Raw genomic sequence first — 11,781 nt, forward strand, 5'->3', positions numbered from 1 at the left:
AGAAGTATAAATTGGGATGAATTTTGTAGGGGCGAACCTCTGTGTTCGCCCTTTTAAATACCTTGAATTTTATTTGGAATTTATCAAGGACAGGCCTGGAGACATCGCTTTACATGAACACCATTCGGAACGCAAATTTGCGTTCCCTACCCAAAGCCAAACGCTCCATTCTCTTTTTCTGTTCTCTGTCTTCTGTTCGAAGATAATGCAAGCGAGCAGGGGAAAGTAATAATGAAAGACCTGGCACCAATGCTCTTGCTTTTTCTTGTCAGAATAATCAATAATATCGGATCTTTTTGCCATTTTGACCACAATTTTGTCCAAAATAATGTCCACTTAAATGTCCAGTTATATTGCAATGGATTAGCTATATTTGTGCTGCGTCAAAAATGAAAGTAATAATGAAAGACCTGACACCGATTCTCCTCACCTCCCGATCGAAGGTAGGGGCACGGCGCGCCGTGCCCCTACGCTCGTATGAACCGGGAACTACCAAATCGACTTTAAACTATTTGAACGCTTCCGCGACGGTGCGGGAATTTTTCAATCTTTCAATAAATGCCATCGGCCCTGTTTGTCAAGAAACCGGCTTGTAAAGGACGTATACCTGCTTGGGTTTGCAAATTTTTAATCTTGACAAACTCAGGTCTTTTTTGTTTCCATTTTTTCTAATCCAGCGGAGCTGGATAAGAGCCTAGATAGCAAATTCTATAATTTTTTCCAAAAGGCCAAAAATTATGAATTTGCGATAAGGCTCTAAACTTTTTTCATGGATTCGGCGTCATAGAATAGAAGTCAAAATCGAGAACAAGGAGTTGGGCCATGATCAAGGTGGAAAACCTGAGCAAGCACTACGGCGAAATCCGCGCCGTCGACGACATCGGCTTCGAGATCAACCAGGGGGAGATCCTGGGGCTGCTCGGCCCCAACGGCGCCGGCAAGACGACCTTCATGCGCATCCTGACCTGCTACCTGAATCCCACGGCCGGGACGATCCGGGTCAAGGATTTGAACATCAAGGACCATGCGCTCGAAATCAGGCGCATGATGGGCTACCTGCCGGAGAACGCGCCGCTCTATCCGGACATGCTCGTGTACGACTACCTGCGCTACATCGCCGACATCCGCGGGCTCGACAAGGAAGCGAAGCAACAGCGCATCGACCTGCTGGCCGCGACCTGCTCCATCCAGGAGGTCATGCACCAGCCGATCGGCGAGCTGTCCAAGGGCTACAAGCAGCGGGTCGGGCTGGCCCAGGCCATGATGGGCGATCCCGAAATTCTGGTCCTGGACGAACCCACCTCGGGGCTCGATCCCAACCAGATCATCGAGATCCGTACGATCATCAAGAAGATCGGCAAGGAGAAGACGATCATCCTGTCGACCCACATTCTCAGCGAGGCCGAGGCCACCTGCGACCGGGTGGTGATCATCAACAAGGGCCGGATCGTGGCCGACAGCCCCATCGAGGAGCTGAAGCAATCGCTGGGCAAGGAGTCGCTCATCGCCCTGGCTTTTCGCAACGCCAATCTGGCGGCGGTGCGCGCGGCGCTGGCTCCGATCGCCGGCGTGGTGGCGGTCGAGCCGGGCGAGAGCAACGACGGCACCCTGGCCGTGAACGTGACCTGCAGGACCGGCGAGGACATCCGGCCGCAAATCTACGCGGCCATCAAGAAGCAGGACTGGCAGCTGCTCGAGTTCCACCAGCAGTTCCGGTCGCTGGAAAACATATTCAGGGAACTCACCAAGGAGAACTAAGATGAAAAATATCCGCCACATCCTCGGCAAGGAATTAAAAAGCTATTTCATCGCCCCGATCGCCTACATAGTCATCGCCATTTTCCTGCTCGTCACCGGCTGGTTTTTCTTCTCGACCTTTTTCCTCTACAACCAGGCCAGCCTGCGCAATTTCTTCAGCCTGCTGCCCATCATCTTCTCCTTCATCATCCCGGCCGTGACCATGCGCCTGTTCTCGGAAGAGATGCACGTCGGCTCGTACGAGGTGCTGATGACCCTGCCGCTGACCTTTTGGGAGGTCATTACCGGCAAATTCCTGGCCGCGCTGACGTTCGTCATGATCATGCTGCTGCCGACCCTTTCCTACGCCGTCACCATCGCCCTGCTGGGCAGGCTGGACCTCGGCCCGATCGTCGGCGGCTACATCGGCGCCATTTTCCTCGGCGCCCTGTTCTCGGCCATCGGGCTGCTGGCCTCGGCGCTGACCCGCAACCAGATCATCGCCTTCATCATCGGCATGAGCATCTGCTTCGCCCTGACCCTGATCGACAAGATGCTCTTCTTCCTGCCCGAGTCGCTGCTCGGCGTCTTGGAATACATCGGCGCCGATTTCCATTTCCAGAACATCGCCAAGGGCATCCTCGATTCGCGCGACATCCTCTATTTCGCCAGCGCCAGCTTCATGGCCCTGTACGCCGGCAACCTGGTCATGCAGGGAAAAAAGTGAGAGGCCGACATGACTAAAAAACAAAAGAACGTTTACGGCAGATTCCTGATGGTCCTGGCGGCGGCCGTCCTGCTCAACCTGGTCGGCGCCACCCTGTTCATGCGCTTCGACCTGACCCGCGACCGCCTGTATTCCATTTCCGCCATCAGCAGGAAAGTGGTCTCGACCCTGTCCGAGCCCCTGACCATCCACGTCTTCTTTACCAGGAACCTGCCCGCCCCGCACAACAACACCGAGCGCTACCTGGAGGACCTGCTCAAGGAATACGCCCTCGCCGCCAACCATTTCTTCAATTACCAGTTCCACAACGTCAGCCCCCAGGACGAGGAGGCGGGCAAAACGGTCAACGAGAACCAGGCGCTGGCCGGCGATTACGGCATCTACCCGGTGCAGATCCAGAAAATCGAAAAAGACGAGGTAAAATTCCAGAAGGCGTACATGGGCATGGCCCTGATCCACGGCGACATGGTGGAGCGGATCCCGACCATCACCGGCACCGAAGGGCTGGAATACAAGATCACCACCATGATCCAGAAGATGAACAACAAGATCGGCGCCCTGCTGCGGCTGCCCGAGAAGATCCAGGTCACGCTCTTCCTGTCCTCCTCCCTGAACGTCGTCGCCCCCTACATCAACATCAGCGGCCTGGGCGAAATTCCGGCCAAGGTGGAGACGCTGGTCAGCAAGCTGAACGAAAAGAATTACGGCCAGCTGGCTTTCGCCAGCCACGATCCGACAACGGAAGCGGCGGCCGCGGCCGGGCTGGCCAAGTACAATCTCTTCCAGCTGCAGTGGCAGAAACAGGTGGACCGGCAGGGCAAGGAGATCTCCGCCGGGTCGGGAGTGGCCGGGATCGTGATGCAGACCAGCCGCAAATCGCTGTCGATCCCCCTGATCCGCGTCTTGCGCATCCCCCTGATCGGCGACCAGTACCAGCTGGAATCGATGGAAAACATGGAAAAATATCTCACCGACGGTATCGAGAGCATGCTGGACATCAACGAGAAAATCGCCTACCTGGCCGATTTTGGCACGCCGCCGTTGCAGGCGGGAATGGTTGGCCCCAACCAGCCGCAGGAGCAGGACCTGGCGAACTTCAGCGGCCTGGTCTCGGAGAGCTATTCGCTGCAGCCGGTGAAGCTCAAGGACGAAAAGATCCCCGACAACGTGAACTGCCTGATCATCGCCGGCCCCAAAGAGGAATTTTCCGATTACGCCCTGTTCCAGATCGACCAGTTCCTGATGCAGGGAAAATCCCTGGCCATCTTGCTCGACCCGTTCAACGAGATCGTTCCCCAGCGCGAACAGTCCTACACCAATCCCAACCAGGGGCCGCTTTATATCCCGTTGAACACCGGGCTCGAGAAGCTGCTGGCCCATTACGGCATCCGCAGCAGGAAATCATACCTGCTGGATGAAAACTGCTACCGGCAGCGGCAAGACCCGGCGTACGGCGGCGGCGAACAGCCCATCTATTTCGCGCCGCTGATCGGACCGCCTTACATCAACGAGAGCAGCGATTTCATGAAGAACATCGAACGCCTGATCCTGCTCAAGGCGGCGCCGCTGGAACTCGACGCAGCCAGGGTCAAGGAAGCGGGCCTCAGCGCCCGGATGCTTTTTTCCTCCTCGGCCAAGGCCTGGGAGATGAGCGGCCAGATCAACCTCAACCCCTATTTCATCCAAAAGCCGCAAACGGAAGGGGAGCAGAAAATCTATCCCCTGGCCTATATTTTGTCGGGCCCCTTCCCCAGCTATTTCGCCGGCAAGCCCATCCCGGAAAAACCGCTCGCCGCCGCGGCCGTCGAGCCGGAAGCGGCCAAAGCCGGAGGCAAAACCCCGGCGGCCAAGAAAGACGAAGCCAAGGCAGCCATCGACATGTCGAAGATCAAGGCCGCCGGCAGCTCCATCACCAGGGGCAAGGAAGGGAAGATTTTCCTGATCGGCACCTCGGAGATCCTGAAAAACAACCTGCTGGACCAGGCCGGCGAATCTCCCAACGCCCTGTTCGTGATGAATCTGCTCGATTTCCTGAACAACCGCGAAGAGGTCGCCCTGATGCGCGGTAAGCGCCAGCGGTTGAATCTCATGGGCGAGATCAAGGGCGGCACCAAGACCTTCGTCAAGACCTTCAACATCGTCGGTTTGCCGGTCCTGGTCGTTTTGGCCGGCATCCTGATCTGGATCAGGCGCAAGAACCGGCAGAAGAGAATACAGATGCTCTTCCGCAAATGAACCAGGGCGGGCAAGGAGGCTTATCATGAAACTCGGCAAACTTAAAAGCGAACCCATCATCCTGGGCATCGCGATCATCGCCATGCTGCTCTACCTGGCGCTGCGCAATCCCGACCGCATGAATTATCAACTCCCGCGCCTGGCGCCCGTCGCCAAGGCCGACATCGGCCGCGTCGACATCGCCCGGGCCGGGCAGGCGATGCGCCTGGAAAGGAAAGACAACGGCTGGTCCATCCAGCCTCAGGGCTTCGCGGCCGACCCGGCCAAGGCCAACGCCATCGTCGACGCCATCGTCAACCTGAACCTGACGGCGCTGGTCTCCGAATCCAAAAATTATTTGCCGTACGGGCTCGATCGGGAAAACGCCATCACGGTCAAGGCCTATGGGAATGAGCGGCTGCTGCGCGAATTCTCGATCGGTAATGTCGCCTCCACCTACAGCCACACCTACGTGAAACTGGACGTCGACCCGCGCGTCTTCCATGCCCGGAACTCCTTCCGCAGCGATTTTGACCAGAAAGTCGACAACCTGCGCGATAAAACCGTGCTGCAGTTTGACAAAAACGAAATTTCGGCCATTGAGATCAGCAGCGCCGGAGAGAAAATTCTTTTCACGAAAAATATCAAGCCGCTCCAGTTCAAGCCCGGCGACAAGCAAGCGGAAAGCCAAGCGCCGCCGTCGGAGGAGGAGTCGTGGCAGACGGTCGACGGCAAGACGGCGAACGGCAGCGAGTTGAACGGCATCCTCGAGCAGGCCAGCCGGCTGATCTGCGAGGGATTCATCGATGGCAAAACCAAGGACGATTTCAAACAACCGCTGTATTCGCTGCGGCTGAAGGGGGGCAAGGATTTCCTGCTGTCCATTTTCGCGAAAACGGAAAAGGAAATCAGTTATGCGGCCCTTTCTTCGGAGAGTCCATATCCGTTTTTACTCAGCGCTTACAAGGTCGAGAACATCATGAAAAAACCGGCGCTCCTGAAAAACGAAAAAACCACGGCTAAATAAATCAAGCCAGTAATTTTATGCTGGTCTGATTTATCTGTTATGTAGCGGGGTTTTTCCGCCTATTTCAAATGAGGGCGCGACTTTTTGTTATTTTGTTTGAATCGTTTATGATTATCATCATTTTTTTGGAACTTTTTTCATTTCTTGGACTTCATCAACATCGGGATTGGGGGAATATTGTATTTTTTGGAAGTCTTGGTAGTTTCAGTTGTTATTATGGCTGGTCATCATTGATACTCAGACGATCGGGATGGGGCGTGAACTATGCTCAGGAAATGTCTCTCTTTGCCCTTATCACATCTCTTATAGTTGTATTTGTAAATTTGATGAGAGCAGTCACATGTGAAAAGAAGTAAAAATGAATGCTTTTGAAGATTCAACGGGTTTTTTTTCGCGGCGGGGCGATTTTATATAAGAACTCCAGGTCTTCGCAATCGCGATGGCGCTTGACGGCTGCCTTGTTTTTAATAAGCTGCTTCAAGCCGATATAATAAATGGGATACTCGTTTTTGCCTATTTTGATCTTTTCGATGATTTTATCTTTCCAGGCCTGGGTAAATGATACGGCCGATATTTGGCTGAGCAAATCTAGCCGGTTGGGGGGAAGCCCGAATTGGATGATCAGATTTTTTGCGGATAGATCTTGCGGTGATTCGATTCCGGGGATATTCCCATGCCAAAAGTCATTCAAGGCATTATATAGACGCTGGGAATTTTCGGGAGCAGGATCGTAAAAAATATCCATGTCGCCGGTAAGTCGGGCGTGGCCGTAGTAAATGACCGCTTCGCCGCCAACGATGACATAACGAACCAGGTAAATAGACAGCAATTCAAGGAATTCCTGCGCGTCCTTTGAAAAATGTGATGCGTTCATCTGCCAGGGTGGGAAGAGCGGATGTCGGGGGCATGCTTGCCGAAAACTCGCTCCTTTAATTCCTTAGCTGCCTGCTGCCGTTGTTCCGGGGTCAGTGAAATTTGTTGCAGGATATCCCACTGCTTGGCAGCGGAAAAACTCATCGCTTTGTTGAATGAACGATCGGTTTGGAGGGAAGAGCAAACACTTTTTAGTTGTTTCCCCTCCACTTTTTTTGAAGGGCTTTGCTTTTTTTTCATTAAATAATTATAGCTCCTTGCGGACAAATATTCAACCCGGGTTTTGCTTATTTTTCGGCTGTTTGCTATAATTAATCCATAAAGAAAATAATCCACATCAACATTTTAGAAGGTGTGGAGACGCTGGACTTTGAATACTGGAGGAAGGTAACACCAGAAGAGAGGTTGGATGCACTCCAACATCTGCGGGAGATGGTTTTAGGTCTAAAAAGTGAAAAAGAGAGAAGAATAAAAAAAGTTATCAAGATTATTAAATTGGAAAAATATAGTAGCTAAGTGATTCTGGATTCGGTTATTGTCTTAGACGTCATTGTATGATAAAAATAAGCCATGAAAGTGCAATTGACGCCCGCGGCGCTGCAGGAAATCGCCGTTCTGCGCTCAAGCGGCTACAAGGGGGCGGGATTCTTGCTGGGCAGCGCCATGGGACGTTTCATCATCATCGACCAGCTCCTGCCGTTCGATTTCGACCGCGCCAGCGGCGATGAGATCTACCGCTCCGTTTGCGCGAATTACCAGCAGCGGCTGCAGGGGGTGTTCTTTTGCCGGCGCCGGCCCTTTGTCCTCGATCGCTTTTTGCAGGACCTGGTCATGGTGATCGACGGCAAGCAGATCGAAATCCGGCGCTGTGAATTTTCCGCGGCGAAGCGGAAAAGCGTCCTGGTGCCGCTGTTGGAGGACAAGGAGGAAAAATGGGAAAATTGAGCCGGCAGGAACAGCAGGAGCTTCTTGCCCTGGCCCGCAGCACCATCAAAAAACACCTGGCTTCGGGCAAGGCGGAATATCCTCCCGTTAGCAATCCCGTTTTCAATGAAAAACGGGGGGTGTTCGTCACCCTGCACCACCGCGGCGACCTGCGCGGCTGCATCGGCTATCCGCTGCCCTACAAGCCCCTCTGGGAAGCCGTGATCGACAATGCCATCGCCGCTGCCAGCCAGGATCCCCGCTTTCCGGCGGTCATGGTGGCGGAGCTGCCCGAACTCGACATCGAGATTTCCGTCCTGACCGTCCCGCAACCGGTCGCCGGTCACGAACAGGTGAAGGTCGGCCGCGACGGCATCATCATCAGCAAGGGCTTTCAGCGCGGCCTGCTGCTCCCACAGGTGCCTCTGGAGCAGGGCTGGGACCTCGAGCAGTACATTTCCTACGGCTGCCTCAAGGCCGGGCTGGACCGGGACGAGTGGAAGCGCGGGGTGAAAATAGAGACCTTTCAAGCCCAGGTCTTCGGCGAAAAAGAGGTGGCTGAAACGCCATGAACCGCAGCCGCTGCCTCGAGATCCAAAGCCGGCAGGAGATCGAGTTCATCGACATCACGGCGGCGCTGCGCGAGTTCGTGCGCGCCAGCAAATGCCGGGAGGGGGTGCTCCTGGTTTTCGCTCCGCACACCACGGCCGGGGTGACCATCAATGAGAACGCCGACCCGGACGTCCGTCACGATATCGGGGAATTTTTCAAGCGCCGCCTCCCGCAGCAGGATTATTTCCGGCACGGCGAAGGCAATTCGCCGGCGCATATCCTGTCCAGCCTGGTATCGGCTTCCGAGACCCTGATCATCGAAAACGGCGAACCGCTCCTGGGCACCTGGCAGGGTGTTTTCTTCTGCGAGTTCGACGGCCCGCGCCAGCGCCGGGTCCATTTGAAGATAGTCCCCGGTTGAGCCATGGCTGCCGAAAGCGGTGAAGACAGGCGCGGGATCTCTTCCCGGCTCCGCTTCCTTCTGTTTTTCTTTTTGATCCTTGCCGCGATTTCAGCGCTGCTCCACGTGGAGAAGTTTCGCCGCCTGCAGGACATCGACCGGGGCAGGGAGAAGCTTGCCGCGCTGGTGCGTGCCCGGCCGGTAGAGCACACCATGGCGCGGCGCGCCCGCTTCTACCGTGTCCAGTACTGCCTGGGCTATCCCGAAGCCGCCTCCCTGGCCGTCGCCGACCTCTCCCGCCGCTTGTGCGTTGTTTTCGGTCCGGCACGGATCATCGGCCTGCAGATCGATCCTAGCTTGCGCGATCTCCGCTTCGAATTGGTCATCGGTATCCAGGAAGAGCCGGGCCTCCCCGGGGCCGGGAAGGCGCTGGAAACATTTGCCGGCCTCTACATGGAACTTGGCGATTTTGCCGATCTCTCCGACCTGTCTTTTATAAAAAATGATCCGACTGACGGCGGTCTGAATGTCTTCACCGTCACCGGCCAAGCGGAGCTGCCATGAGGCCGGGAAAACTGGCGGCCGCGCTGTTTCGCCTCCTGATCGGGCTGGCTATGATATTGGCTTTTGTTGTCCTGGACTGGTATCCGTTGGTCAGGGAACTTGGCGGCCTGCGCCGCGAGCAAAAAGACCTGAAGCGGAAAACAACGGAATACAACGCCCTGTCGGCCCGCTTCGCCTTTCCCGATGCCCGGGAGCAAGCGCTGCTTGCCGGCAGCGACAGCAACTTGCTGCGGGCGCTGCCGCAGATTGAGCGGGACGAGGCCTGGGAGACGATGGTTCAATCCGCGTTGCTCGAGGGGGCCGCTAGGGAAGGCATCCCCGACGTCAGGGTCTGGGTCACATCCCAAGCGTCGGCCGCCGAGCCGAAGACTGGCGGCCAGCCGCTGTCTGCTCCGCTTTTCGACTGGATCTTTCGCCGCCAAGCCGCGCCACTGGCCGACGGGTTCGCGCTTGCCGCCAACCCCGGCCGCTTCCGCTGGTATGGGATCTTCAGCGGCTTGGAGTCGGGCCGCGGGCGACTGGCCAGCCGCCCACTGGCCGTGGCCGTCATGGCGCCGCTGGCGAAGCTGCTGAATTTCATCCAGCGCACATTTCGGGGCGCCGGTCGATTGGAGATCGTCCGCCTGCGCCTGGAGCCCAGCCTTCCCTTTTCCCGCGCCTGGCTAACCTGCCGCGGCAGCTATCTGAGCAACGGTCCTTCCCGCTGGCTTCTTCCGCAAGGGGCCGGGAGCGACGACGGCTTGCTGGTCGATCCCGATTCGCCCCTGCTGGGACAGCGGGTTGTCTCCGGGCGCTGAGCCGACGCTTGGATTCACTCCTCCCTGGCCACGCTGTCGCGCAAGTCGAAGAGAAGCCAGTTCCTCTGCTTGATCGCCTTCCTCTCCCTGGCGACCAGGGCAAGGAATTTCTTGATGCCCCGCGCTTCGTTGCCGTTGCCGTGAATGAGGATAATGCTGCCGGGCCGTGACGCCTGCCTCTTGGCCAGCCAAGCGTCGCTGCCGACCGGGATCAGTCCATAGGCGAGGACGCGCTCGCATTCGCCCTGGCTGGAGACAAGGCCCGGGAAGCGGAAAAACACGGAGGGGGTCAGGCCGCTCTCGATCATCTTCTTCTCGGTCAACAGGATTTCTCTGTCCAGGTTGACCCCTTTTTCCAGCAGGAAATTTTGCCGCAGCGGCAGCCGCGGATCGTACTGGTGATGGTAGGAATGGTTGATCCAATCGACCGTGATGGCACCGGATCGCACCAGGCCCTGCAACCAGCGCAAATCTTCACCGTGAGACTCCAGCCACAAGCCGGATACGGCGATGGCCAGCGGCACCGGCTTTTCGATCTTGGCGAAAGCGGCGACGATGTCCAGGAACAGGGTGCGTTCCAGCCGCCGGCGCGTGGGACAAAGGTCGATGGTCAGGCAGACACCCCGCTCATTGGGCAGCGCATGGGTAATGCCGGCATCCTGGAGCGCCCGGGTGTTGTGCGCCGCGTCGCCCATGGCCTTGAAGTAAGGCGTGTCGGCGAAGGCGCCTCGCAATTCCGTCAGGGAGCTTCCGGCCAGGCTGGGAGCGCTCGAAAGGGTGATCGCCGTGGCCATGGTCACCGGGTTGACCCGCAGTTGATACCAGCGGCCGTTGCGGCGGAATTGACGGATGCTGATCGCCATGGCCATGCCGTTCTTACCGGGGACGGGGGCAAAAAACGGCCGATAATCGTCGATGGCCTGCAAGGCCGAGCACAGAAGGCACGCCCCGAGCGGGAGCAGCCATATCTTTTTCCTGACCTTCATTTTCCTCCGCTTGCCTTACAAAGTCCAGGGTGACTCCGCCGGCGCCGTTATTTTAAAATAAATCCCCTGCCGGTGCAACGTCAGGGATGACCCTCGGCTTTGACCAGGCTCTGTCCTGTCCGGGCTGGACGAAATCGCGGCTTGTGATAAAATACACCCATGCGCGTCGTAGTGCAAAGGGTTTCGCAGGCCAGCGTTGAAATTGAGGGGCTCGTCGCCGGCCGCATCGGCACGGGGCTGCTGCTGCTGATCGGCATTGAGAAGGGGGATGGCGAAAGGGAAATCGCTTTCATGGCCGAAAAAATCCTCAACCTGCGGATCTTCGCCGATGCCGCCGCCAGGATGAACCTGAGCGTCCGGGACGTCAAAGGCGAAATCCTCTCCGTCTCGCAGTTCACCATGGCCGCGCGCGGCAAAAAAGGGCGGCGGCCCGATTTTTCAGGCGCCGAAGAACCCGGTCGGGCCGAGGAGCTGTACGACCGCTTCAACGGGTTGCTGGCCGCGGCCGTGCCGCTGGCCACCGGAAAATTCGGCGCCATGATGGACGTTCACTCGGTCAACCACGGCCCGGTGACCATCATACTTGAGAAAACCAAGGACGAGCTTGGTTGACGGTTTACGGTGGACGGTATACGGGAAAAAAGAGACCACGAGAGGACAAAAATTCCAAATCACAAATTCCAAATCCCAAATAAATTCCAAGCTCCAAATTCCAATTCGCAATACTAAGATCCTCCCAGTGCCTTTACCCTGTTTGGATCATTGGATATTGGAATTTGTTTGTGTTTTGGTGCTTGGTGCTTGGAATTTTATTCTTGCCGGACGCCATACGCCGTAACCGTCAACCGAGTTCAATTCATGGCTGACACCGTCCAAAAGGCGGGCCCCCCCCATGTAGCGGGGGGGGAGTTTTTTTTGGTGGGAGTTATGGTTATATTAAGGGGGGAGAGATGGAAAGGCTAATTAATTTTTGCATGGTC

Annotated in this window: 13 protein-coding genes; 10 read left to right on the forward strand and 3 right to left on the reverse strand. The window is 56.5% G+C overall.

What is annotated here, in order from left to right; all coding sequences use genetic code 11:
- Positions 1-822: 822 nt before the first annotated feature.
- Genes NTW95_08580 through NTW95_08595 form a run of 4 tightly spaced genes read left to right on the forward strand, consistent with a single transcriptional unit; the run spans position 823 to position 5,705 of the window.
- Entirely contained in the window at positions 823-1,758 is a 936-nt protein-coding gene (locus tag NTW95_08580; GenBank protein ID MCX6557465.1) for an ATP-binding cassette domain-containing protein, read from the forward strand.
- A 1-nt stretch (position 1,759) separates the two neighbouring features.
- Positions 1,760-2,464 carry an ABC transporter permease subunit gene (locus tag NTW95_08585; GenBank protein ID MCX6557466.1) on the forward strand — a complete coding sequence of 235 codons (705 nt, stop codon included), beginning with the start codon at positions 1,760-1,762 and terminating at the stop codon, positions 2,462-2,464.
- Between the two features lie 9 nt (positions 2,465-2,473).
- Positions 2,474-4,699, forward strand: a complete 2,226-nt coding sequence (locus NTW95_08590; protein MCX6557467.1) for a Gldg family protein — start codon at positions 2,474-2,476, stop codon at positions 4,697-4,699.
- A gap of 25 nt (positions 4,700-4,724) precedes the next feature.
- Positions 4,725-5,705 (forward strand): DUF4340 domain-containing protein, encoded by a 981-nt coding sequence (locus NTW95_08595; protein MCX6557468.1) that lies wholly within the window; start codon positions 4,725-4,727, stop codon positions 5,703-5,705.
- A 376-nt stretch (positions 5,706-6,081) separates the two neighbouring features.
- On the opposite strand, the gene NTW95_08600 is transcribed toward NTW95_08595, so the two are convergent.
- Together NTW95_08600 and NTW95_08605 are read right to left on the reverse strand one after the other, a co-directional pair.
- A complete protein-coding gene (locus NTW95_08600; protein ID MCX6557469.1) occupies positions 6,082-6,579 on the reverse strand; it encodes a hypothetical protein in 498 nt (165 codons plus the stop codon).
- A complete protein-coding gene (locus NTW95_08605) occupies positions 6,576-6,818 on the reverse strand; it encodes a hypothetical protein (protein ID MCX6557470.1) in 243 nt (80 codons plus the stop codon). Before NTW95_08605 ends, NTW95_08600 begins: the two co-directional genes overlap by 4 nt.
- Before the next feature lie 330 nt (positions 6,819-7,148).
- Here NTW95_08605 and NTW95_08610 point away from each other — a divergent pair, with 330 nt between their 5' ends.
- From NTW95_08610 to NTW95_08630, 5 genes are read left to right on the forward strand one after another with little or no spacing between them, the layout of a single operon-like run.
- Entirely contained in the window at positions 7,149-7,523 is a 375-nt protein-coding gene (locus NTW95_08610) for a hypothetical protein (protein ID MCX6557471.1), read from the forward strand.
- Positions 7,511-8,074 (forward strand): AmmeMemoRadiSam system protein A, encoded by a 564-nt coding sequence (gene amrA / locus NTW95_08615; GenBank protein MCX6557472.1) that lies wholly within the window; start codon positions 7,511-7,513, stop codon positions 8,072-8,074. The genes NTW95_08610 and amrA overlap by 13 nt, the downstream gene beginning before the upstream one ends.
- Positions 8,071-8,475 carry a secondary thiamine-phosphate synthase enzyme YjbQ gene (locus tag NTW95_08620; protein ID MCX6557473.1) on the forward strand — a complete coding sequence of 135 codons (405 nt, stop codon included), beginning with the start codon at positions 8,071-8,073 and terminating at the stop codon, positions 8,473-8,475. Before amrA ends, NTW95_08620 begins: the two co-directional genes overlap by 4 nt.
- 3 nt (positions 8,476-8,478) lie before the next feature.
- The gene (locus NTW95_08625) at positions 8,479-9,018 is read left to right on the forward strand and encodes a hypothetical protein (protein ID MCX6557474.1); all 540 of its coding nucleotides are present in this window, start codon (positions 8,479-8,481) and stop codon (positions 9,016-9,018) included.
- Positions 9,015-9,815 (forward strand): hypothetical protein, encoded by an 801-nt coding sequence (locus NTW95_08630; protein MCX6557475.1) that lies wholly within the window; start codon positions 9,015-9,017, stop codon positions 9,813-9,815. Before NTW95_08625 ends, NTW95_08630 begins: the two co-directional genes overlap by 4 nt.
- Before the next feature lie 14 nt (positions 9,816-9,829).
- On the opposite strand, the gene NTW95_08635 is transcribed toward NTW95_08630, so the two are convergent.
- The gene (locus NTW95_08635; GenBank protein MCX6557476.1) at positions 9,830-10,801 is read right to left on the reverse strand and encodes a polysaccharide deacetylase; all 972 of its coding nucleotides are present in this window, start codon (positions 10,799-10,801) and stop codon (positions 9,830-9,832) included.
- A gap of 159 nt (positions 10,802-10,960) precedes the next feature.
- Between NTW95_08635 and dtd the strand changes: the two genes are divergently transcribed.
- Positions 10,961-11,413 carry a D-aminoacyl-tRNA deacylase gene (gene dtd / locus NTW95_08640; protein ID MCX6557477.1) on the forward strand — a complete coding sequence of 151 codons (453 nt, stop codon included), beginning with the start codon at positions 10,961-10,963 and terminating at the stop codon, positions 11,411-11,413.
- Positions 11,414-11,781 lie beyond the last annotated feature (368 nt).

The organism is Candidatus Aminicenantes bacterium, from assembly GCA_026393795.1.
Classification (GTDB): domain Bacteria; phylum Acidobacteriota; class Aminicenantia; order UBA2199; family UBA2199; genus UBA2199.